Raw genomic sequence first — 23,508 nt, forward strand, 5'->3', positions numbered from 1 at the left:
AATGGCATTATAGTGTAATTATTAAATATTACTTACATGAGCAAGGTAAAACCTAATGACCCTATGGAGCACAGGGTAAGCATCCATAAAAAGAGCAACCATCCTGAATGGAAGGGGGGCACGACGATGTATTAACACTCACTGCTCTACGGTATCGATGAGCGAATGGGCCACTGTCCTTCGTTCATCAATGCCGTAGAGCAGCTACTTATAGTAGGTTTGCTTTTCTAAACTGGCATAGACGCTCTTTGATCCAACGGCACGCTAAACGAAAGCGCAGGCCCAAACACTTCATAGTGAAGCTGCTCCGCCTTTAATCCATTAGAGAGTAAGGCCGTAATGATACCCTGCATAAAACCACGCGGCCCACAAATATAGACCTCGGCATTCGCGGGAATATGCTCACGCAGCCAACCCTCATCAATTCTTCCCTCACGGTCAAAACCCCCTACACGCCTGTCTTCATCATTGGGTTTCTCATAGAAGATAGTTGACATAACTTGCCCGCTCTCCCCACAGAGTCGCTTAATTTCAGCGGCAAAGGAGTGATAACGACCATCGCGCACGGCTTGCGCCATAATGACCTCACGCTCAGGTGCCTCTGTGCGTAGTGTATACAGCATGGATAGGAGTGGAGTAATCCCAATCCCCGCTCCTAGCAAGGCTACGGGTCGCTGCGAGCTTTGGTCCAGTGTGAAAACACCACCCGGAATGCTAGCCTCAAGTATATCGCCCTCTTTGATCTTCTGATGGAGGTAGCTTGAGACAGTGCCAATGATTCCATCCTCGCTTCCTTCAAGCTTCACTCCAATCCGATAATAGCTCTTCCCAGGCATATCTATTAGACTATATTGTCGCAAATGATCATACTTACCAATTTTGACCCGTACGCTGATATATTGACCAGGTTTATAGTATGGTAATGGTCCACCGTCCTCTGGCTCCAGGTAGAGTGCTTGCAGCCCTTCGCCTTCCGACACTTTGTGCTTGACGACGAAACGCCGGAAACCTGACCAGCCCGCCTCCTGCTCTTCACCCTCCTGATAGAGATCACGCTCGATCTGTATAAACGTCTTGGCTATAATGGCATACGCCCGCGTCCAGACAGATACAATCTGTGGAGTAACAATATTACCCAATACTTCCTGAATAGCTTTGGTCAGGTAGTCACCAACGATGGGATAATGCTCGGGCATGACTCCCAGGCTTCGATGCTTATAAGCAATGTGCATGACAACTGGCAAGATGGCCTCCAGGTTATCCAGGTTTGCGACTGCCTCATATACAGAGGTCGCGAGCGCCTGCTGCTGCAATCCATCACGCTGGTTACTATGGTTAAAAATATTCAATAGTTCCGGATGATCTCTGAACAAGGTCGCATAAAAGCGACTTGTAATCTCTTTTCCCCTCTCCTTCAATACTGGTACCAACGACTTCGCTAGCGCTATATCTTCCGTGCTCAATGTCACTATCTCTGTGTCAATCATATGGATACCCCCGTTTTCTTAAAAAGATATATATTATATACATCTTTTTATAATCGTCTGACAAGAGCTAGCATAAATAGGTCAGAGGCAGTAATATACATAGATAATAGAAACTTACGTTTCCCTCATCGTTGGCGGCGGCTCATTGAAGAAAGTGGTAATGGAGCCACTATCCCAACAAAGGTGTAGACTCTTCCCGACCAGCGATGACTTTCACAAAATGCTTAAGTTCTGAGACGTGTCCACGTACCATCTATCATGCGGGAGGCACCTCACCTATGCGCCTGACCTATCAGACTGATTACGCGTTACGCGTCTTACTCTACCTAGCTACCTGCCCTGATAAGCACCTGGCAAATATCGAGCAGATCTCACAGATCTACTCTATTTCCAATAACCATCTGGTGAAGATTGTACATAAGCTGGGAAAGTTGGGTTACCTTAAAACACTTCGGGGTCGTAAAGGCGGTATTCGTCTGGCTCGCGATCCCGCGACGATCATCATTGGTGAGGTTGTGCGTCAAACTGAAGAGGATTTCCATATTGTCGAATGCTTTGATTGCGAACACAATCGCTGTGTGATTACGCCCGTCTGCCAGTTGCGAGGAGCTCTACAAGAGGCACTGGAGGCATTTATGCGCGTACTCGATAACTACACTCTCGCCGACCTGACAACAAACAAGGCGCTCTATCAGCAACTCATCACAATCTCTCCTCACTCAGCTCAGCATTAACATATCTGTAATTTCTCCCCTCAATCTCCTTCAGGCTTCTAGTTTATCCTCCTGACCTCCCTTACGTTTGGGGTTGGCTAGAGTAAGTGTATACCATACACCTTAGGGTGTTAGCTGCAACAACCTGATACATAGCACTTGCTCAACTGCTGATTATTCTTACTTTTCCCTATCTCCAGGCTTATGCTGGCATCAAATTAGATATGAATGTGGTCTGTTGTGGCTCTCCTGCTGACATGTAGCTCAGAGGATACCTGAGGCGCTTGGGAGAAATGTAAGCACAGAAATAGGGTGATTGCGTTGGGCAATATCCAGCGTTTACAGGAGGCTGGCTCCGCGCCTCCAATGCTATGCTTTGAGTGCGATAAAGTGTAAGGAGCAAATAACTATGGATGCGCTACTTCTAGCAAGATTACAATTCGCGAGCACAATAATTTATCACTTTCTCTTCGTTCCGCTCACGCTGGGTCTCTCTATCATTCTAGTAATCATGGAGACGCTCTATGTGCGCACAGGCAAAGAGGTTTACCGCAAGATGACGAAGTTCTGGGGCAAGATGTTCCTTATCAACTTCGGCATGGGTGTAGTAACTGGTATTGTGCAGGAATTCCAGTTCGGTATGAACTGGTCGGAGTATTCACGCTTTGTAGGTGATGTTTTTGGTGCGCCGCTAGCCATTGAGGCCTTGCTAGCCTTCTTTATGGAATCGACCTTTCTGGGCATCTGGGTCTTTGGCTGGGACCGCCTGCCGAAGAAGGTTCACCTAGCGGCTATCTGGCTTGTTGCCATCGCCTCGCACCTCTCGGCCTTCTGGATCATTATCGCCAACTCCTTTATGCAGGAGCCAACAGGCTTTGTTCTGCGCAATGGGCGCGCCGAGATGACGAACTTCTTCGCCTTGATCTTTAATGGACGCTTGTGGGTTGAATATCCACATGTGATTGCGGGCGGATTAGTGACAGGTGCCTTCTTCGTGGCTGGTATCAGCGTGTACCGCCTGCTCAGAAAGGATGGCGAGAGCGAGTTCTTTACGCGCTCGGCCCGCATCGGCCTAACATTGGCCTTGCTTGGTGGGATCGCCGTTGCGACATTTGGACATATCCAGGGGCAATACAGCGTCACACATACGCCGATGAAGATGGCTGCCGCTGAAGCACTCTGGAACTCCGAAGATCCTGCTCCCCTCTCGCTCTTCAAGGTCGCCGACCAGAATCAGCATCGTGATCTTTTCTCTATCGATATCCCAGGTATTCTCAGTTTGCTGAGTTACAACTCGCTTGAGGGGCGCGTACAGGGTATCAATCAACTTCAGGCACAATATGAGAAGCAATACGGTCCTGGTAACTATGTTCCGCCAGTCTTCATCAGCTATTGGAGCTACCGAGCAATGGTTGGTGCGGGTTTGGTGATGATTGCCATCGCGGGTCTCGGTCTCTTCCTGCTCACCAAGAAGCGCCTGCTGCAATATCCAAAGCTGGCAAGCCTGGTGGTGCTAGCTATCGCGCTACCGTACCTGGCAAACACCATGGGCTGGATTCTGGCAGAGGTGGGGCGTCAGCCCTGGCTGGTCTTCGGTCTACTCAAGACGGACGCTGGTGTCTCCCCTAATGTAAGCGCTCAGATGGTTCTCTTCTCGCTGATCATGTTTATCGCTCTCTATGCGATCCTGGCAGTCGTCGATGGCTGGCTACTCTTGCGTACAGCAAAACAGGAGCTTCCCGCGGAAGAATCTACTCAGGATACTCCCGAAGAGGAAAACGTCCTGGTAGGTGCGTACTAATATCGCTTATTCGCCTGAGCAAGGAGTCTGACATATGAGCTTACAAGTATTCTGGTTCGTCCTGGTAATGGTACTCTTCGCGGGCTTCTTCCTGCTGGAAGGATTTGACTTCGGTGTAGGTATGCTCCTGCCTTTCCTGGGCAGGAACAATGCCGAGCGGAGTGCCATCCTCGGCACGATTGGTCCTTTCTGGGATGCCAACGAGGTCTGGCTGATTACCGCCGCCGGAGCCATTTTCGCCGCTTTCCCTAGCTGGTACGCGACGCTCTTTAGTGGCTTCTATCTGATCTTTGTGCTGCTCCTGTTAGCCTTGATCCTGCGAGGAGCCGCGCTGGAGTTTCGCGGTAAGCATGACGGATCACGCTGGCGCATGACCTGGGACTGGCTGGCCTTTGTAGGAAGCGCGCTTCCAGGTTTCTTATGGGGTGTGGCGGTCGCCAACATTCTCCTGGGTGTTCCTGTGGATGCCAGTATGCACTACGTCGGAACTCCCTGGCAACTCTTCAATCCCTATGCGCTGATCGCGGGGCTGGCCTTTACACTGATGTTCGCTCTGCATGGCGCGATCTTCCTGAGCCTTAAGACTGAGGATCATCTTATGGAGCGTGCCTCGAAGGCGGCACTTCTGCTCTGGTTACCCACTCTGCTGCTGATTCTGGCCTTTATCACGCGACTCTACATGGCTTCGCCGGTTGTGCAGAACTTTTCTGGTGATCTGCGTGTCCTGATCCCAATCATTGGCGCGCTAGCTCTGATAATCATTCCAGTACTGGTCCTGCTCAAGCGCAGTGGAATGGCCTTTATCATGACCTCGCTGGCAATCGTGCTCACAACTGTCGCAATCGCTATGGCGATTTTCCCGAATGTGTTACTATCGAGCATCAATCCGGCCTGGAATCTGACCATCTATAACTCGTCTTCCAGTCCCTACTCGCTAACCGTCATGAGTTGGGTCGCGCTCACCTTTGTACCCTTCGTCCTGGCCTACCAGGCATGGAACTACTGGGTCTTCCGTAAACGCGTCAGCCTCCACGCTCTCAGCAGCCACTAATAATCTCTATGATGCGCCTCTCTTGATCCTTACACTCACATCGTCGTGCGAGCGAGGTGTATCATAGTAGATAGAAGTATGTGTGGAGGGTGATTAATTTCCCCTCTACAAGCATAGAAGTGGGAGGTGCAGGGGACAACAAACCTCCTGCCGGGGAATGGGGAAATACCCACAAATTTCCCTTAGGAAGCCGCCGCAGGCGGCAATGTGACAGCTTATGAAAGTATATCGCCGATTATTCCGCTATACGCCCCGCGCGGCGCTCTACCTGGCAAGCATGATCCTGGTAGCCCTACTCACCGGGCTCCTCATCGTCGCCCAATCATACGGCATAACACAAACTATTCAGCAGGTCTTCCTCAAGGGGCAGACTTTGGAGCAGGTACTAAAACTTTTGCTGGCTATAGGAGTTGTGATGCTCGCACGCGCCCTTTTACCCTGGTTTAGCGAGTTCATTGCCGGATACACCGCCAGCAAGGCTCGGGCGGCTATACGCGAGCAGGCGATGAGACACCTTTTCGCGCTTGGGCCAGCCTATACCTCTGGCGAGCGCAGTGGCGAGATTGCCAATACCCTCTCCGATGGAGTGGAGGCCCTGGACGCCTTCTACAGCCAGTTACTACCACAGATGATTATTACTGTGGTCGTCCCTGTTATGATCCTGATAGTGGTGTTTGCCTGCGATGTCCTCTCTGGCATCGTACTCCTGGTAACGCTGCCCGTCCTGCCCATCTTTATGATCCTGATTGGGAAGTCCGCCGATACGCTAACGAAGAAGCAGTGGCGAACAATGAACCAGATGAGCGCGCACTTCCTAGATGTCCTGCAAGGATTGGCTACACTGAAGCTCTTTAACCGAAGCCGCGCTCAGAGTGAGATTGTCGGGCGCATTAGTGAGCGCTATCGCGTTCTGACAATGAAAGTCCTGCGGCTAGCCTTTCTCTCCTCCTTTATAATGGAGATGGGCGCTACAATCAGTGTCGCCCTGGTGGCTGTCGAGATCGGCCTGCGTCTACTCTATGGCACGATTCCCTTTGAATACGCCTTCCTAGTCTTGTTACTGGCTCCCGAGTACTACCAACCACTACGCACTATTGGTACACGCTTCCACTCCTCAATGAACAGCACAGCGGCGGCAGAGCGTCTCTTCGCCATCCTAGACAAGCCTGTACCCAAAACAACAGAACCAACATCAGAGCCGCTTGAGGAACCACGTACCCTACGCTTCAATGATGTGAGCTTCGCCTACCAGCTAGAGGATGGGGAGGCCCGACAGGCCCTCTCGCATGTCTCCTTTGAAGTACGTCGCGGACAAAAAATCGCCCTGGTGGGGCCGAGTGGGGCGGGTAAGAGCACGCTTGCGTCGCTACTGTTGCGCTTCATCGAACCACAAAGCGGTCAGATTCTCGTAAACAAGACGCCTCTCACTGATCTCTCGACGCAGCAGTGGCGGCAGCAGATGGCCTGGATACCGCAACGCCCTTATCTCTTTGACGATAGCATCGCCGAGAATATCCGCTTCGGGCGCCCTGGTGCAAACATGGAGGAGGTCATCGCGGCGGCGCGTCACGCTGGCATCCATGACTTCATAGAGACGCTCCCCCAGGGCTATGGCACCCCTATTGGCGAACGAGGGGCGCTTCTGAGCGGCGGACAAATTCAACGCATTAGCCTGGCGCGGGCTTTTCTGAAGCAAGCTCCCATTCTCCTGCTGGACGAGGCGACCGCCAACCTGGATAGCCAGCATGAGGACCAGATCGTGGAGGAATTAGACACTTTGACCCGCGATCATATTCTCTTCATCATTGCCCACCGCCTGAATACAGTTCGCCAAGCTGATCGAATCCTCGTCTTTGATAAAGGTCAGGTCGTGGAGGATGGGACGCATAGTCAACTCCTGGCGCATAACGGCCTCTACTGTCAGTTACTCGCGGCCTACAAGCGCGGCGAAAAGGAGGTGCAGGCATGAACGAAACATTTATCCGCCTGCTGAAACTCGCGAAGCCACTACGCGGCATGATGGCCCTGGCGGTCCTGCTCGGTTTTCTAACTATTGGTTGCGGCGTCGCGCTGATGGCGACCTCGGCCTACTTGATCTCAACTGCGGCATTACATCCCTCTGTGTCGGCCTTGAGTATCGCGATTGTTGGCGTGCGTGCCTTCGGCATCGGACGCGGTGTCTTCCGCTATCTCGAACGTATCACCTCGCATGAGGTGGCTTTCCGCCTGCTCGCCCGCATTCGCGTCTGGCTCTACAACTCGATAGAGCCTCTCGCGCCTGCGCGCATCCTTAGCTTCGCGCATAACCAACTCGGATTGAGTAGCGGCGACCTGCTAAGCCGCATCATGTCGGATGTTGACGCTCTGCAAAACGTCTATATCCGCGTCATCGCACCTCCTGTGGTCGCGCTGCTGGTAGCGGTAAGTGTCTGGCTCTTCCTGGGTGCGTTCAGCCCTGTGATAGGGCTGGTCTTCATCGGTACCTTTCTGCTGGCTACCATTGGCATACCCCTGCTCACACACCTCCTGAGCCGTGCCATAGGCGCGCGATTAGTCGTACTCAACGCTCAACTCAAGACCGAGATTGTAAACGACATCCAGGGCATGGCCGATATCGTGGCTTTTGGGCAGGAGCAGCGACGAAGCGCTCGCCTTGGAGAATTGAATACGACACTACAACGCTTGCAACGCCAGATGGCAAACATTACGGGCATTCAGAGCGCTTTAGGTAACTTCTTCACTAACCTTGCCACCTGGCTAACATTGGTTCTGGCGATCCCGCTAGTCACGTCCGGTCATCTACCTGGTGTATTACTGGCTATGCTCGTTCTCACGGTTCTCTCAAGCTTTGAAGCCGCGCAACCGCTACCTGCTGCCTTTCAACAGTTGGGCAGCACCACGCAGTCCGCGCGCCGCCTCTTCGAGATAGTTGACACGAAGAGCGAGGTTCAGAACCCCAGGCAGTCTGCGCCGTTACCTCAACATTATGATGTGGAGTTCCGTGGTGTGACCTTCAGCTACAACGCTGAACAGCCCCCCATATTACGAGACCTGAGCTTTACGGTACCCGAGGGGTCATGTGTAGCCATTGTCGGTCCAAGCGGCGCAGGTAAATCCACTATATCACGCTTGCTTCTACGCTTCTGGGAGTATCATCAGGGAAGCATCCTACTTGATAACCAGGAGCTAAATAGCTATAGCCAGGAAGATATTCACCGCCTGATAAGCGTTGTCGCTCAAGATACGCATCTCTTCAATACCAGCATATACGAGAACCTGCGTATCGCCAATCACGACGCTGATCGCGAGGCTATCATTGAAGCCGCCCGTCAGACCCAGATTCACGACTTCATCATGTCGCTACCCCAGGGCTACGAGACCCAGATCGGCGAACAGGGGCTCCTCCTCAGCGGCGGCGAGCGCCAGCGTATCGCCATCGCTCGCGCTCTGCTGAAGGATGCCCCGTTGCTCATCCTAGATGAGCCGACCGCCAACCTGGACAGCCTGACCGAGCGTGAGATCCTACACACACTGCGTACCGCGATGGAAGGTCGTACAACCATCCTCATCACGCATCGCCTCGTCGACCTTGATATGGCGAACCAGATCCTTGTCCTTCGCGATGGCAAAATCGCCGAGCGGGGTCGCGAACGAGATCTTATGCAAAGCGAGGGCCTCTACTGGCAAATGTGGAACCTGCAACATAAGGTTCTGGTCTGATTCTCCATTTCTAACAGAGAACAGGCAAAAACTTGAATTTCAAAGTAGTATCAACCATGCTTCCATAAGATAGAGCAAATGATCGTGAAAAATGTTTTCGCGATCATTTTAGATAATGTAGATCAGCGTCGATATTATCTTTATAATTCATCCATTCATGTTGAGCACCATCGTTCTCAGATCAAATTTTAAATCAGCATCAGTACGCGCCGGGCATTTTCTATCAAACTTGCCATCACGCTCCTATTCCTTCAGATAGGAATGCAGAGCTTGAGCCTACTCCATCTCACCTTACCCATAATCACCGCTTGACAGCTTATATATTCACGTGCGATACTGCCTGCTATCAACCCGATAAAAGATGAGTTAATTTATCAACTTAGTCGAATCTAAATCCTCTTCGCGGGAATAAATTGATAGTCATCAGTATTTATATAGAGTGACCAACCTAAGTATTGAAGGAGAAATGTAGTGTCGCAGACAGGTAAGCGCGTTTCCACGCGTCTGATGGCGGTCGCGCTCGCGGCCCTGACCATGCTTCTGGTGGCATGCGGCAGTGGAAGCCAAACGGGCTCCTCTGGCAAGGCCCCCGATGATAAACAGGTCTTTATTTATCCCCTGGCGGGAACAGTCGATCTCAGCGATATGGACCCTGCCTTCGCTGGCGGCCCCATTGGCCCTACCCTGATTTATACTGGACTTGTTCAGCTCAATGAAAAGCAGCAGCTTATAGATCAGCTTGCACAGTCTCATAGTGTTTCGGATGACGGTTTAACCTGGACATTCAAGCTTAAACCGAACCTGAAGTTCAGTGATGGCTCCCCCCTGACATCAAAGGATATCGTCTATAGCATCGACCGTGCTCTACAGCCAGCCCTCAAATCGCCGTATGCACTGGTCTATCTGGGCCTGATTAAAGATGCCGACAAGCTCCAGACGGGCAAAGTGAAGACGCTGATCGACGATAGCTTGCTCACGCCTGATGATAATACAGTCAAGATCATCACCAAGCAGAAGGCTGCCTACTTCCTGCAAACGTTGACATATGTGAGTTCCTACACTGTTAACAAGAAGCTTGTCGACAAGTATGGTGACAAGTTCACCGAGCACTTGGGCGAGGGTGCGGGTGCAGGTCCCTATATCATGAGCGAGCATGATAATAGTCAGGAAGTCTTCATTCCCAATCCCAACTACAATGGCCCCAAGCCACAGTTGAAGAAGATCATCATGGCCTTCTACAAGGACTCAGAGACTCTCTACAAGGTCTTCCAGACTGGCCAGGTGAGCTACGCCAAGGTCCCAACCTCAAAGATTGAGTCGGCGAAGGGCCTACCCAACAATCAGTTTAAGCTAGTGCCTATCGCGGGCGTACAATACTTCGCCATGAACTTCCTGACGAGGCCTTTTGACAACATCAAGATCCGACAAGCCTTCGACCTCGCCTTGAACAAGGATCAGATCGCGCAGAAGGTCTTGCGTGGTAGCGTCATTCCGACCAACAATGTGGTCCCACCCGGCATCCCAGGCTATAACGACAAGCTCACAGGTCCCACTGGCGTGACCAGCACACAGGGCGATCAGGCCAAGGCCAAAGAACTCTTTGAGGAGGGTCTGAAGGAAGAGGGATTGACACGCTCAACCTTGCCACCCATTACGCTCTCGATCTATGCTCTCTCGCAGGACGACTCTAATCAGGCTGTCGCGGCGCAACAGATGTGGGAAAACGTCCTGGGCATCCAGGTCAAGATCGATACGATGGACTCCGGCAAGCTAGCGGACCTGCGCGAGGCAAGCACAAACAACCCCAACGGCTTGCAGATGTGGGCATCTTATTGGAAGGCCGATTATCCCGATCCTCAAAACTGGCTCACCACGCTCTTCGCGCCCGAGTCATCCTTCGACAACTACAACTACGGGAACAACAAATCATCTAGCATCGATGAGCAGAAGAAGGCTCTCGACCTGATGCGTCAGGCGGACGGGGAGATGAATCCCACCGAGCGCTACAAGCTCTATCAACAGGCAGAGCAACAGGTCGTAAACGACGCGGCCTGGATCCCCCTCTACCAGATGGAGACTGGCAAGGTACTCAAGTCGTGCGTCAAAGGCTACGACCTCAACGCCCCCTTCATGCCTGCCCCCGATAGCTGGGCTAACATCTACATCTCGAACGACCAGCCCTGCTCCAAAGCATAGCTCTTTTTCGTTCGCCAATCATGTGGAAGGGGAGAGATCGCTGAGCGATCTCTCCCCTTCTTTTGCATTCTATTCTACTGCATGTGTTAAAACTTCAAGACCAGCTTCCCTATTGTGGCTCGTTGCTCAATGCGTGTGTGAGATTCAGCGACTCGCTCGAAGGGAAGAATGTCCGTGACATCAACACGAACCTCACCCCGCGCTACGCGCTGTAATGCTTGCCGCGCAGCATGGGAAACCTGTTTAGGCGCGCTCAGTGTCAAGGCTTGCAGGTTGAAGCCGAGTACAGCTTTGCTCGCGAACCAGAGTGTGTTAGCTGAGAGACTCACATCTTCCCCCTCGCTGGCATTACCCATGACCACAAGGCGTCCCAGAGGGTGTAATAAGTTCAGTCCATCCGTGCGCGCCGCGCCACCAACCTGATCGATAACGATATCTATCCCACCAAGTTCCTGCACACGCTGCTGATACGAGTCGCGAAGTAAGACCTCATCGTACCCGAGGGCACGCGCATACTCCACCTTGTTTTGACTACCAACCACGCCGATGACCTTACCCGCACCCAGGCTGCGAGCCATCTGCCCCAGGGCACTACCAACGCCACCCACCGCAGCGTGCACAAGGACGGACTCGCCAGCTTCCAGATGCGCAACACGTGTTAATATCAGATATGCAGTTGTGATATTCGAGGGTGAGGCAGCAGCAGTGGCAAGATCAATACTTCCGCCAAGGTCATCCAGGGGGAAGACAAGCTCAGAAGAGACCTTGACTACTTCGGCATAACCTCCCCCTGAGTAATAGTGAGTGCTGCGACTGGCTGGCCTATCTTCAGATCTGTCACACCTTCACCAAGCGCGCGAATATAACCCGAGACCTCAATACCCGGCACAAAAGGTAGGGGCAGATCAGCAACAACTCCACGCCTAAAGAGCACCTCAGCGTAGTTGACGCCAGCGTAGGCAACATCGATAGTGACCTCTCCTGCCGCAGGTTGAGGGATTGGCATCTCCTGTATGCTCAGCACATCGGCTCCGCCAAAGCTTGGGATAGTAATGGCACGCATGTTATAACTCCTTCTTGTGTTGTGCTTTCCTTGTCTACTGTCAAGGAAGCTCCTTTATAAACTTTCCACGCCTGTACGCGGATGGATAATCGAACCTGTGATAGAATAGTGCCAGATTTTCAACCATCCAAACAGAACTCAGCTTATCCTGGTACAAAAAGTGCCTGGTTATGAAGGAGAGAGGTATAAATGAATGATCAGGAACGGCGCAAAGAACTGGCCCATTTCCTGCGCACTCGGCGCGAGCAATTGACACCTGAGGAAGTTGGGCTGCCAGTTGGGGCACGTCGGCGCACACCAGGACTGCGCCGAGAGGAGCTAGCCGTACTCTCTGGTATTGGAGTCACATGGTACACCCGTCTGGAGCAGGGGCGCGAAATCACTGTTTCAACCCAGGTACTTGAGAGCTTGGTCCAGGTGCTCCATCTGAATGCCGCCGAACGTACGCACCTCTATGCGCTGGCACGCGAGGAATTGCCTGCCGATGCACATCCCCTGACCGGTATCCTCCCACCTTCACTCCAAACCATTCTCGACACTATGGGTATTTATCCCGCGTATGTGACCAACCCACGATGGGACATTCTGGCCTGGAATCAGGCGATGAGTCGCGTTTATGCTGACTTTGACTCCATGTCTACCCACAACCTCAATATTCTGCGCTTTGCATTCACCAATCCACACCAGCGTAAATTGCTGGTCAACTGGGAAAAGGAAGCTCAGGGAGTGCTAGCGCTCTTCCGCTCAAGCACTGAGCGCTATGTTGGCGAAGACTGGTTCAAAGCCCTGGTTACTGATCTGCAAGCAACCAGTCCAGAGTTCCGCGCATGGTGGCCTCGCCATGACATCCGCTCAATCCACACTGGCAACAAAGAGTTACAGCATCCTCTTGTGGGACGCCTTGACCTCCAATCGACAAGCTTCCAGGTCATCGACGCACCCGACTTGCGCATGGTCGTCTATACCCCTTGCCGGAATCCGACTCCGCCAGCAAGCTAGCCAAGCTCGCGGCTTTTGGAGATCAGGCTAAACAAGCCGCTAGCTAGGATATCTCGATCTGTTTGTCTTCTCCTAGCACTACGCCTGGAGTCTTACTCTAAACAGGGCTCCCGACGCATTACAGAATACCCTTTCTGCTGTATCCTCTTCCTAATACAACAAAGCAACAAAATATTGAACCTCATATATGTACAGCCTCATCGCATCGAAAGCGGCAGGCTTTGAACAAAAGGAAGAATGACAGTGATACGAGCAGATGATAAACACGCAACCACTTCACGCTCCTGGATAGCACAATGGCCTCGCTGGATTGGCTATGCGGCGGCACTCTGGTCACTGATCTACGGCGCAATGGGCCTCTACTGGATGCTAGGAGGCCCAGGTTTCCCTTTCGGAAAGGCGAATGATACAGGCGCCATAGAATCACTGCTAGGATCAGCACAGGTGGAGAGTGGAGCTCCTATCATAGTTACTCTGGGGCTGGTTGCGACACTGATCGCACTGATTATAGCCGGAGCGCACGGACGAGGCCTTACGCGAAAACTATTCTTCATCTTTGCCTGGCTATGCGCAGCGACGCTCCTGATAGTAATTCCCGACCGGCGCGTCCTCATGGCAGTGGCCTACGCGCCAATTTTCATTATCGGCGCTCCTTTTCACTGGCCCCCTGTCAGCTTCTCTAAAGCCATACCGTGGCCTGTCATCAACCAGCTTATTCTCATGCTTGGCGGTCTGTTGTGGGCCTTTACAGCCCTCTCCTATCAGCGCCGCACTCGCAAAGCCTGCGTTCACTGTGGCCGCCTCAATACAAAAGCGGATGCAAAGCCAGCGCAAGGAGCTATGGTATGGAGCAAATGGAGCGTCGCGGTTGCGGTTGCGGCGCCGGTACTCTACGCCGCCACGCGCTGGGCCTGGGCTCTGGGCATTCCACTTGGTATAAGCGAAGAATTTCTGCGAGAAGGGCAAGCTAGCGGGCTCTGGCTAGCAGGAGCAGGTTTAGCATCTGTAGCAGTTGGCGGGGCCATCCTCACGCTTGGATTAGTTCAGCGCTGGGGTGAGATCTTTCCCCGCTGGATGATAGGTCTGGCTGGCAAGCAAGTACCTCCCATGCTGGCAATCATACCCGCCTCACTCGTCTCTCTTATCGTCACCTCGGCTGGGCTGGAATATGTACGCCTCGTTGTGACCAGCGCGTATGGTGATTTTATGTCCAACTGGACAACTATGGGTCCTGAGCTCCTCTGGCCGATCTGGGGGGTCGCTTTAGCGATAGCAACGGCTGCCTACTACTACCGCAGGCGCGGTAGCTGTAAACACTGCGGACAGCACTAGTGAAGCCCCCATCGCGCATCGCAACGTATATACTATTGTGAGCATACAAGTTGTAGTGGTGGTCACACATGCGACTACCACATCACATATGTGAACATTTAACTGAAGACTCCTCGCTGCTTTTGCGCGAGGAGTCTTCAAACTTCCCTCGCCTCCACCCAGACCCTAAGAGAGACAGCTGCCTCCCCGATTACTAAACGCATTTTCTTATAGATAGGGCACCGCTTGAGTAGGTGCCCTATCTATGGTTCCATCATGTTCTCATATAAGTTGAAGCTAAATATTTCTAGCTTGCTTTAAAAGTGTGACAAAAGTGAGAATTTTCCCGACGGTATATTGTAGATACGCAAATTGAGGCCGAAAGCCATCGCAGAGATGTCTATAGAAACATCTAAAACAACGCAACAAATAGAAAAATAATCTTATCAACTAAATAATCGAGGAGATCCCATTATTATGCGCTTTAAGAACGTCGCTTTTCATCTCTTACTCGCGCTTCTGCTAACCGGGCTTCTAGCCGCATGTGATTCTTCAGGTACAGCAGGGAGTGTGAGCACTCCTACGACCACTAATGAGAGCACTCCCACAACAACTCTAGAGGTTAATACGCCAACTGCGACCAGTGGAAACACTCCTGCCGCTACGCCAACGCAGCCAGAGAGCGATTCTTCTGTTGTTGTCTCGGTTGGGAAGGTCCCTTCCCATCAAGCGGTCGGAGTGATGATGACAACTTTGACCACCAGACAGGGCATGACACTCTATATTCGTAAGTGGCGGGGCGCAAGTGGTTTTACCTGTGACGCGGAATGCCGTAAAACCTGGACTCCATACGCATATCATGGTCAAGGACAGCCCACTTCGACAACCAGGCTTCCAGGCAAATTAAGCCTGGGGACCGATGAACAAGAGGGCACAGTCGTTCTATATCAGGGATATTACCTCTTCACCAATGTTAATGACAAAGCCCCTGGCGATTTCAAAGCACCTCTGGCTGATAACTCCGTCTGGGATCTTGCTACTCCCGATGTCCCAACTGGCTTATAGGATATTCCAAATTCAAGTTACGAACACAGCGATAATGCATATGTGTTCACCTAAGACAATAAGCAATTGTATCTCTTAATAAAACATTTCATGAATTTCAAAATTTGCTTCCAAAATAGCGTGACGAAACAGCTAAGCCTTACGACAAAGTAAATAGAACAGTAAATAAATTGGAGGTGATAACAAGAAAAAATAGGTTATGCTTCATGGCCAGTATAATGATAGAATAGATACTTTTATAAATTAAAACCCCCTAAATAAAAGAGGAGAATATAATCAATGCGTTTAAAAACTATCGCGCTCAACACTTTGTTCGCGCTCTTGCTGGCTGGCATCCTGGCGGCGTTTGGTACTACAGCTTCGGCCAAAGAAGTTTCCGCGACGAGCCTAAAAGCTGTAAATGCTTCACAAAGTCATAAATCTGGCAACAGCAATGTGGTCGTCTCAGTCGGGCTGGTTCCTTCGCATCAGGCGGTGGGAGTCATGAATCCCACTCTGACTACCATACAAGGCATGACGCTCTATATCCATGAGTGGCATGGTACAAGCGGCTTCTCCTGTGATGGAGCATGCGCACTTACCTGGAAGCCATTTCTCTATAATGGGCATGGAGCGCCTAAAGCTAACACCAAACTTCCTGGTAAGTTAAGCCTTGGTACCGACTACCTGGGCCGTACAATGGTCTTCTATCAGGGTTACCCTCTTTATACCAACGTCAACGATAAGGTACCCGGCGATTATAACGCGATGGAGGCCGACAACTCTCCCTGGCAGCTTGCCTATCCTAGTGTCCCCACTGGCCTATAAAGTGTCAAATGATGAGAATACCTGGTCAAACATAATCCTCGCACATTGTTGATCGGGTAATACATAAAGGGTAGTGAGCATTTCTTCTTGCTCACTACCCTTCTCTTTACTCTTAACACATCATGCGAGTAGCTTATCAAGCGTGATGGGGAGATCACGGACCCTAATACCAGTCGCATGGTAGACAGCATTGGCGATGGCGGCGGCGGTACCAACAATGCCAATTTCGCCAATACCCTTGGCTCCTAGCGGATTCACATGCGGATCTTCCTCATCAATCCAGCTTATATCTATCTCCCTCACATCGGCATTGGTCGCGATATGATACTCAGCGAAATCATGATTGACGTAATCTCCGAAGCGAGGATCTAATATGCTCTCCTCATGGAGCGCCATTGAGAGGCCCATGGTCATACCACCCATGAACTGTGAGCGTGCCGTTTTAGCATTCATGATACGCCCTGCAGCGAAGACTCCTAGCAAGCGCGGTACGCGCAACTCACATGTGTCTTGATTAACATGCACCTCAGCGAAATGAGCGCCATAGGCATGCATAGCAAAGCGTTTTGCCTGGGGATTCTCCTTTGTAGTGCTGGTAGCCTCAAGCCCCTCAACAGGTATTACATTATGCTCCTCACTGAGGCGAGCACGAAGCTTGCGAGCAGCCTCCACAATAGCCGTGCCCCATGAAGCGGTTCCGGTTGAGCCACCCGCGACATAGGCGCGCGGAAGACGAGAATCGCCGATCTCAAGGTGAACTCGCTCCAGTGGAGCGTCCAATGCGTCAGCAGCTATCTGCGTCAGGATTGTCCAGGCTCCCGTCCCAATATCCGTAGCGTCGATAAGCACGGTATAGTATCCATTCTGTTCCGCGCGAATGAGTGCGTTGGCAGGAATGAGATTGGATGGATACGTCGCGGCTGCGACGCCAGTGCCAACGAGCCAGCGATCTTTCATGCGCTTTCTCGGTGTTTGTTCGCGTGGCTGCCAGCCAAAGCGCTTCGCGCCTTCGCGCAGGCAGGTGACGAGTCCACGGCTACTGAAGGGGTTGCCAGTCTCCGGGTCTTTCTTAGGCTCATTACGCACTCGAAGCTCTATTGGGTCGAGTCCACAAGCATAGGCCAGTTCATCCATCGCGGATTCTAACGCAAACATTCCAGGGCATTCACCAGGCGCTCTCATCCAGGATGGTGTGGGAACATCGAGCTTTGCCAGGCGGTGCGATGTCAAACGATTAGGGGCCGCATACATCGAACGGGTAGCAACGGCAGTCTGCTCAGCAAACTCATGAAGCGTTGAGGTCTGCGAGATCGCATTGTGGGCAATAGCAGTCAGGTGCCCATCTTTATCCGCCCCCAGACGAATACGCTGAAGGGTTGGTGTGCGATATCCTGCTAGAGCAAACATTTGCTGACGGGTGAGCGCGTACTTCACAGGGCGCTTGACAACCTGAGCACCCATGACCGTAAGAATAACATTAGGGTGAATCTGACCTTTGGAACCAAAGCCTCCACCTACATACGGTGAGATGACATGAACGCGTTCTAGATCGAGCCCAAACGTCTGTGCAATTGCATCCTGAACGGAGTGCGCCCCCTGACATGAATCATATAGAGTGATGCCTCCATCTTCCCAGATAGCGATAGTTGCATGCGGCTCAAGTGGGTTGTTATGGTATGCTGGCGTAGTGTAGGTCTGATCAACTCGAAAGGTAGCCGAGGCCAGGGCGGCCTCAACATCACCTGTCGCGGTATCTGTCGCAAAATCGGGATTGACTCGATCTGGCTTGTACAGGTTCTCGCTATCCGCGCTCAGAACGACATCATGCTCACTCTCTTCATACTGAATAACAATAGCCTCAGCTGCCTCGCGCGCTAGCTCTTGCGTTTCCGCGATAACCATCGCCACAAATTGCCCTCGATATGCCACTTTGTCGGACTGTAAGACCGCGAGTTCAGGCTGGGGAGGCTTTACCAAATGCGGCGCATTCTCATGTGTGATGATACCAAGTACCCCTCGCAGGGCGCTCGCCTTACTGGTATCAATGGATGTGACGCGACCCTTCGCAATGGTACTCTGAACAGGGAAACCGTAAACTACTCCCTTGACCTCATGCTCATAGGCATAAGGCGCGCTACCTGTGACCTTCTTGGGGCCATCTATCCGGCTTACCGGTGCGCCAATTAATGTTTTACGAGTTGTTTGTACTACCATTAGTGAGCCTCCCCCTGTGCCAGATCGAGCAGGGCACGCACAATCATGTTCCGGGCCAGTGACACCTTAAAGGCGTTATCGCGCAGGGGACGCGCATCAGCCAGTTCGGCCTCAGCGGCGCTCCTCAATACCTCTTCCGTCATGGGTTTGCCTCGGAGAGCATTCTCGGCTTTCGTCGCGCGCCAGGGCATATGTGCCACTCCACCCAGACCCAGGCGCGCATCACTTATGACACCATCAGCCATATCAAGCGCTGCGGCAACCGAGACAAGCGCGAAAGCATATGAAGCACGGTCGCGGGCCTTGCGATACAAAGAGTACTTCGCGAATCTCAGTGGTGGCAGATCAACACTAGTAATCAATTCCCCATGCTTTATCACTGTATCACGGGTGGGATCATCACCAGGCAGGCGATAAAAGCTAGTAAGCGGAATAGCTCGCTCCCCGTCTGGTCCCTGCACCCGTACAACAGCGTCTAGAGCGACCAATGCTACTGCCATATCTGAGGGGTGGGTAGCAATACAGGATTCGGAGGCACCCAGGATCGCCAGGTTACGGTGATACCCCTCACGCGCTGGGCAGCCACTACCCGGCACTCGTTTGTTACACGGCTTGGAGGTATCTTGAAAGTAGACGCAGCGGGTGCGCTGCAAAAGGTTACCACCAGTTGTCGCCATATTTCGTAATTGACCAGAGGCACCCGCCAGCAATGCTTGTGCTAGCATCGGGTAGCGCTCACGAATGACACGATTACCCGCTAGCTCGCTGTTACGCACAGCAAATCCAATGCGAACGCCACCATCAGGAAGCGCTTCAACCCGGTCATATGGTAGATGCGAGATATCTATAAGGGCCTCTGGCTGTGCTACCCCTAGCTTCATAAGATCGACGAGATTTGTTCCTCCCGCCAGGAAGGTCGCCTCTGGCTCTTTTGTGAGCAACGCAATGGCAGAGGGGCATCGCTCGCACGTTCATACCGGAATGGCTTCATCGTCGCACCTCCGCAATAGCAGGCACAATATTCGCATAGGCAGCACAGCGACATAAATTGCCACTCATGCGCTCTCGAATCTCATTCTCGTCAAGCGTTATTCGTGGGGCATTGAGGTCCGCGCTCACCACGCTGGGCCAGCCAGCTTCAACCTCATTAAACATCCCAGCCGCCGAACAGATTTGACCCGGTGTGCAATAACCACACTGGAAGGCATCATGTTCAATGAAGGACTGCTGTAAAGGATGCATCTGTCCATTGCTGACAAGCCCCTCAATCATCACAATCTCACGTCCCTGCTGAGCTACCGCCAGAGCGAGGCAACTATTAACGCGTCTGCCATCTAGCAGGACGGTACAGGCTCCACACTGCCCATGATCACACCCTTTCTTCGCACCTGTCATACCAAGGTGCTCACGCAAAACATCCAGTAGCGTCGTACGGGTATCAATAGTTAGCTGATGAGCCTTACCATTGATGCGTAGAGTAATGGGAAGATCCATCGTGACGTTCTCTCCTTCTGGTATTTTCCTCAACTCAGGGTAGACACGTTTAATGCGGAGCAATTGTGCCACCTGACACACCTCATACACCAACAAGAATGTGAAGCCCAACATAGCTTAGCAATAGATAAGACAAGCCAGGTAGAATTAAGGGTGAGTAGTATGGAAATAGCGGTAAGCAGTGGGGCTGAGGCCATAGTGGTTGCTAAATTGGCGGCTGAAATAAAAAGGAGAACGAAAGCCTACTTCGGTGGCTATTTGCTCAATGTTGTGATTTGTGAAAGCCAGCAAACGTGCGGCTTGCTTGAGGCGTAGTTCTAAGATTGTCTGGATGAGGGGGCTTCCAACCTCTTGTTTGAAGAGGTGAGCCAGGCGCGAGGGAGAGAGAGCAACCATCTGCGCCAGCGCTTCGACTGTATGCCATTCGCGTAGGTCGTCGGTAATTCTCTCAAGCACTTGCTGAATACGTGGATCATAGCTTCGGCGCTCCTCAAACCGATTTTCCATTATCGCAAGTAGTAGAATCTCTTCCAGGCGATTCAGAGCAAGCTTCCGCTGTAATATGGCGAGTGAGTCAGAGGGGGAAGTTGGTGGGTTGTGAGAGACGAAGAATGAGTTGAGGTCCGCGTTCAGTTGGAGAAAGGCTTGCTGCACCCGATCTCTAGTCGCTGTGGCGTGTAGCGAAATCTTACAGAGGCCAGGGCACAGTTCAGGGAGATGTAACCAGTTAGTCCAGTCAGCAAGCGGGAGAAAGTGAGCCCAGAGGAATTCCCATGTACCATCGCGCGGAACCGAATAGTCGTGGGATGCACCGGTCTTGAGGATTACAAGATCCCCAGGTTCGGCAAGGATTCGTTCTTTGTGGAGACGATACAATCCTTGTCCAGCGATGGTATAGGTAATAAGCCAGTTGCCAGAGCCGCGTGAGCGCTGGACCGCATAGCCATAGTGCTCCTGCAGGTAGCCGCTTACAAAAATGTCGGGTGGTGGCGCGGGCGTCTCAAAGTTAACCATAGCAGGATTATATAGGTTTATAACTGTTCTGTCCATTCTCCTACGCCAATTTTCGGGTTAGCATTGAAGCATACACACATTGTCGTGAGTTTCAGTCAGCGAAAGGATGCGAACTATGACGACAGGGACAATGCATCTTGCTCCTGAGCAACTGGTGGCCTTCCATAAACAGGGGTTTCTGGTCGTAGATGATGTTTTCAAGCAAGAAGAGATAGAAAAGCTACGTGAACGCTTTATGCAGATTCACGCGCACGGTCCTGTACCGGGCTACTTTGAGCCTGTCTCGTCCGATGAAGCCAAAGGTGATATTCTTAAGCAATATCCACGTATCATGCACCCTCACCGTTTCGATGAGCTAGCACGCCGCTATTTACTGGATCAGCGACTAGCTGGTATATTATGGGACCTCTTTGACGAAGAGCCACTCGCGGCGCAAAGCATGCTCTACTTCAAACCCGCTGGCGCGCGCGGTCAGGCCTTACATCAGGATAACTTCTATCTGCGCGTAGAGCCTGGAACCTGCATAGCGGCCTGGGTACCACTTGACCCGACTAATCGCGAGAACGGGGGTCTAGAAGTCGTACCAGGAACGCATAAGATGGATATCTTCTGCCCTGAAGAGGCTGATAGTTCGGTTTCTTTCACGCGCGACTTTGTGCCAGTGCCAGAAGGGCTCGCGGCAATTCCAATTGATATCGCGCCTGGGAGTGTGCTTTTCTTCAATGGCAGTTTAGTGCATGGATCTCAACCGAATACGACAAAGGATCGCTTTCGACGCTCCTTTATCTGCCACTATATCGGTCGCTCATCCGAACGCATGTCAACATGGTATCGCCCCATCCTGACTACGCAGGGAGAAGAGGTAGAGATCGACATAAACGAAGGGGGTGGCCCCTGCGGCGTCGAGGTAGCTGGACCGCATTAAGAAAGATAGAGGCGTGGATATAGAGTCACGTACCTATGTTGCTTCAAGCAACGCATAGCGCTCTATAGCCACGCCTCTCAATGCTTAGATTGTGCTTAACGCGAGTGCCTGATGGTGCTGCCCAAGGAAGGCTGTTTTCCAGGGAAGAGGCAGAAGTCTCCAATGCAATCCCGCGTCAGATGAACGATATACACCATGATTGCAGAGCGCGTAAAAGACGCCAGGCTCCTCGGCATGGCTCCCAAGAACTGGTATCACTGTCCCTTGAAAATCAGGTAGACCAGCAGTAACGCGCTGCCAGGGCTTACCAGCCTGTTTGAGATAGATGGCGGATTGAGCATCTTCACGATGATGATGAGCGGCATAGGGGCTGGGGGAAGCAGAAGCAACGATGATATCGGGATTTACAGGATCAACAGCCAGACCCCACAGGTAATGGTGCTCAAGCCCCTCGTCGGGTCGCTGCCAGGTTTGACCACCATCAAAGCTCTCGCTATAGCCTCTACCATGAATAGAGAAGCCATCGCCAGCCGATGAATACAAGCGCTCAGGAGCCTGAGGATGCATAATAAGGGTATGTGTATCGAAGGGAGCATCGGACACACGATCCTCCCAGGTTTGACCACCATCGAGGCTGCGAACGAGCGCTCCAGCCTCAATGGCAACAAAGAGTCGACCGGGCATATTAGGGTCGGGTGTTATCCAACGCACATGGCTGGTATGAGGACGTGGAGGAAAGCTCCAGGAGGAGGAAGATGGAAGCGCACGAAGTTTTTCGAGTTCCTGCCAGGTACTCCCTCCATCCTCTGAACGAAATAGAGTACTCGGCTCGGTTCCAGCATAGACGACACCATATCCATTGCTTTGTTCAGTTGAGCTAACCGCGAGCGCCGTAATATACGGCTGATAGATGCCGTCACCCTTATATGGCTTCATAGCCTCCCCAATGTCCCCTATCGGCTGCCATGAATGACCAGCATCTTCACTACGCCAGAGACCACGCCCAAACGTTCCACAATACACCCGTTCAGGATGAAAAAGGTCTACTGCGAGACAGGTGGTTTGCAATCCTTCCAGGTGGGAATGCGCCTGCCATTGATCACCATGTTGTTCAGCGACAAGTAGCTCTCTCTCCATAGCAAGATATATCTTCAAGTTGTTTACCTCCCTGGCTCAGAGCCAATGAACTAAAACGATGCGCCAATGGATCAAGCTGTGAGAATCGAAACTTAGCACCTCTGTATAGAGTTGTTCACCTCTCAGGCACATGGCTATAAACGATTGGTATTTTCCACTACTTGTACTACTAATAAAATACCCGATTAAGATACACTATTTCCTCTATTAAATATTATGTCTACGGGCGCGACATGCGATAGCTGTGTATCTATCACGCGGGGATGCTACGTATACTGACTATAGTCACATTAATGGCTTGCTCACTTTGGTTCTGCTTTGCATTTGTCTGAACGGGTCGGTGGATAGGTGAATCTTGGTGGTTATCTTTCCAAGCAATTCGCTGAGCAAGCTGAGTACAAGGCTACATACAGTTACGCTAAGGATATAGCACATCTTCTCGTGATGATCTTATACGAAAACCGACCCTCATACGAGGGCACGGCGCCGCTATTCGCTGCTAGCGCTGACG

Annotated in this window: 16 protein-coding genes and 2 pseudogenes; 11 read left to right on the forward strand and 7 right to left on the reverse strand. The window is 51.9% G+C overall.

The window, feature by feature from the left end:
* Positions 1–227: 227 nt before the first annotated feature.
* Entirely contained in the window at positions 228–1,487 is a 1,260-nt protein-coding gene (gene hmpA / locus K3T82_RS22085; protein WP_220195716.1) for an NO-inducible flavohemoprotein, read from the reverse strand.
* Between the two features lie 278 nt (positions 1,488–1,765).
* Here hmpA and K3T82_RS22090 point away from each other — a divergent pair, with 278 nt between their 5' ends.
* The 6 genes from K3T82_RS22090 to K3T82_RS22115 all read left to right on the forward strand — a co-directional run bounded on the left by K3T82_RS22090 (position 1,766) and on the right by K3T82_RS22115 (position 10,968).
* Positions 1,766–2,221: an Rrf2 family transcriptional regulator gene (locus K3T82_RS22090; protein WP_220195717.1), complete on the forward strand. Its 456-nt coding sequence runs from the start codon at positions 1,766–1,768 to the stop codon at positions 2,219–2,221.
* 388 nt (positions 2,222–2,609) lie between these two features.
* A complete protein-coding gene (locus K3T82_RS22095; protein WP_220195718.1) occupies positions 2,610–4,001 on the forward strand; it encodes a cytochrome ubiquinol oxidase subunit I in 1,392 nt (463 codons plus the stop codon).
* 34 nt (positions 4,002–4,035) lie between these two features.
* The gene (gene cydB / locus K3T82_RS22100; protein ID WP_220195719.1) at positions 4,036–5,052 is read left to right on the forward strand and encodes a cytochrome d ubiquinol oxidase subunit II; all 1,017 of its coding nucleotides are present in this window, start codon (positions 4,036–4,038) and stop codon (positions 5,050–5,052) included.
* A gap of 217 nt (positions 5,053–5,269) precedes the next feature.
* Entirely contained in the window at positions 5,270–7,021 is a 1,752-nt protein-coding gene (gene cydD / locus K3T82_RS22105) for a thiol reductant ABC exporter subunit CydD (RefSeq protein ID WP_220195720.1), read from the forward strand.
* Positions 7,018–8,772 (forward strand): thiol reductant ABC exporter subunit CydC, encoded by a 1,755-nt coding sequence (gene cydC / locus K3T82_RS22110; RefSeq protein ID WP_220195721.1) that lies wholly within the window; start codon positions 7,018–7,020, stop codon positions 8,770–8,772. Before cydD ends, cydC begins: the two co-directional genes overlap by 4 nt.
* A gap of 471 nt (positions 8,773–9,243) precedes the next feature.
* Entirely contained in the window at positions 9,244–10,968 is a 1,725-nt protein-coding gene (locus K3T82_RS22115; protein WP_220195722.1) for a peptide ABC transporter substrate-binding protein, read from the forward strand.
* 86 nt (positions 10,969–11,054) lie between these two features.
* On the opposite strand, the pseudogene K3T82_RS49980 reads toward K3T82_RS22115, so the two are convergent.
* Positions 11,055–12,031, reverse strand: a pseudogene (locus tag K3T82_RS49980) (quinone oxidoreductase family protein).
* Positions 12,032–12,220: 189 nt separating this feature from the next.
* Between K3T82_RS49980 and K3T82_RS22130 the strand changes: the two are divergent.
* From K3T82_RS22130 to K3T82_RS22145, 4 genes are all read left to right on the forward strand, one after another.
* Complete coding sequence (locus K3T82_RS22130; RefSeq protein ID WP_220195725.1) at positions 12,221–13,030, forward strand: helix-turn-helix transcriptional regulator; 810 nt, start codon at positions 12,221–12,223, stop codon at positions 13,028–13,030.
* Between the two features lie 243 nt (positions 13,031–13,273).
* Entirely contained in the window at positions 13,274–14,362 is a 1,089-nt protein-coding gene (locus K3T82_RS22135; RefSeq protein ID WP_220195726.1) for a hypothetical protein, read from the forward strand.
* A 456-nt stretch (positions 14,363–14,818) separates the two neighbouring features.
* A complete protein-coding gene (locus tag K3T82_RS22140) occupies positions 14,819–15,406 on the forward strand; it encodes a COG4315 family predicted lipoprotein (protein WP_220195727.1) in 588 nt (195 codons plus the stop codon).
* A 279-nt stretch (positions 15,407–15,685) separates the two neighbouring features.
* Positions 15,686–16,213, forward strand: coding sequence for a COG4315 family predicted lipoprotein (locus K3T82_RS22145; protein WP_220195728.1), 528 nt, complete (start codon positions 15,686–15,688; stop codon positions 16,211–16,213).
* A gap of 120 nt (positions 16,214–16,333) precedes the next feature.
* On the opposite strand, the gene K3T82_RS22150 is transcribed toward K3T82_RS22145, so the two are convergent.
* The 4 genes and pseudogenes from K3T82_RS22150 to K3T82_RS22165 all read right to left on the reverse strand — a co-directional run bounded on the left by K3T82_RS22150 (position 16,334) and on the right by K3T82_RS22165 (position 20,971).
* A complete protein-coding gene (locus K3T82_RS22150) occupies positions 16,334–18,427 on the reverse strand; it encodes a xanthine dehydrogenase family protein molybdopterin-binding subunit (protein WP_220195729.1) in 2,094 nt (697 codons plus the stop codon).
* A pseudogene (locus K3T82_RS22155) lies at positions 18,427–19,418 on the reverse strand (FAD binding domain-containing protein). The gene K3T82_RS22150 and the pseudogene K3T82_RS22155 overlap by 1 nt, the downstream one beginning before the upstream one ends.
* Positions 19,415–19,993, reverse strand: a complete 579-nt coding sequence (locus tag K3T82_RS22160; protein ID WP_236031449.1) for a 2Fe-2S iron-sulfur cluster-binding protein — start codon at positions 19,991–19,993, stop codon at positions 19,415–19,417. Before K3T82_RS22160 ends, K3T82_RS22155 begins: the two are co-directional and overlap by 4 nt.
* Before the next feature lie 75 nt (positions 19,994–20,068).
* The gene (locus tag K3T82_RS22165) at positions 20,069–20,971 is read right to left on the reverse strand and encodes a helix-turn-helix domain-containing protein (protein ID WP_220195731.1); all 903 of its coding nucleotides are present in this window, start codon (positions 20,969–20,971) and stop codon (positions 20,069–20,071) included.
* Positions 20,972–21,050: 79 nt separating this feature from the next.
* Between K3T82_RS22165 and K3T82_RS22170 the strand changes: the two genes are divergently transcribed.
* On the forward strand, positions 21,051–21,860 hold the full coding sequence (locus K3T82_RS22170; protein ID WP_220195732.1) for a phytanoyl-CoA dioxygenase family protein: 810 nt from the start codon (positions 21,051–21,053) through the stop codon (positions 21,858–21,860).
* A gap of 84 nt (positions 21,861–21,944) precedes the next feature.
* On the opposite strand, the gene K3T82_RS22175 is transcribed toward K3T82_RS22170, so the two are convergent.
* Positions 21,945–22,997 (reverse strand): WD40/YVTN/BNR-like repeat-containing protein, encoded by a 1,053-nt coding sequence (locus K3T82_RS22175; RefSeq protein ID WP_420799334.1) that lies wholly within the window; start codon positions 22,995–22,997, stop codon positions 21,945–21,947.
* Positions 22,998–23,508: the final 511 nt, after the last annotated feature.

Source organism: Ktedonospora formicarum (assembly GCF_016587355.1).
Lineage (GTDB): Bacteria > Chloroflexota > Ktedonobacteria > Ktedonobacterales > Ktedonobacteraceae > Ktedonobacter > Ktedonobacter formicarum.

What these genes read in the sequence shown, in the direction of transcription:
- K3T82_RS22090 (WP_220195717.1), top strand. Translation starts at nt 1,766, where the DNA reads ATGCGCCTGACCTATCAGACTGATTACGCGTTACGCGTCTTACTCTAC.
- K3T82_RS22145 (WP_220195728.1), top strand. Translation starts at nt 15,686, where the DNA reads ATGCGTTTAAAAACTATCGCGCTCAACACTTTGTTCGCGCTCTTGCTG.
- K3T82_RS22170 (WP_220195732.1), top strand. Translation starts at nt 21,051, where the DNA reads ATGACGACAGGGACAATGCATCTTGCTCCTGAGCAACTGGTGGCCTTC.
- hmpA (WP_220195716.1), bottom strand. Translation starts at nt 1,487, where the DNA reads ATGATTGACACAGAGATAGTGACATTGAGCACGGAAGATATAGCGCTA.
- cydB (WP_220195719.1), top strand. Translation starts at nt 4,036, where the DNA reads ATGAGCTTACAAGTATTCTGGTTCGTCCTGGTAATGGTACTCTTCGCG.
- K3T82_RS22140 (WP_220195727.1), top strand. Translation starts at nt 14,819, where the DNA reads ATGCGCTTTAAGAACGTCGCTTTTCATCTCTTACTCGCGCTTCTGCTA.
- cydD (WP_220195720.1), top strand. Translation starts at nt 5,270, where the DNA reads ATGAAAGTATATCGCCGATTATTCCGCTATACGCCCCGCGCGGCGCTC.
- K3T82_RS22175 (WP_420799334.1), bottom strand. Translation starts at nt 22,997, where the DNA reads ATGGAGAGAGAGCTACTTGTCGCTGAACAACATGGTGATCAATGGCAG.
- K3T82_RS22130 (WP_220195725.1), top strand. Translation starts at nt 12,221, where the DNA reads ATGAATGATCAGGAACGGCGCAAAGAACTGGCCCATTTCCTGCGCACT.
- K3T82_RS22095 (WP_220195718.1), top strand. Translation starts at nt 2,610, where the DNA reads ATGGATGCGCTACTTCTAGCAAGATTACAATTCGCGAGCACAATAATT.
- K3T82_RS22150 (WP_220195729.1), bottom strand. Translation starts at nt 18,427, where the DNA reads ATGGTAGTACAAACAACTCGTAAAACATTAATTGGCGCACCGGTAAGC.
- K3T82_RS22165 (WP_220195731.1), bottom strand. Translation starts at nt 20,971, where the DNA reads ATGGACAGAACAGTTATAAACCTATATAATCCTGCTATGGTTAACTTT.
- cydC (WP_220195721.1), top strand. Translation starts at nt 7,018, where the DNA reads ATGAACGAAACATTTATCCGCCTGCTGAAACTCGCGAAGCCACTACGC.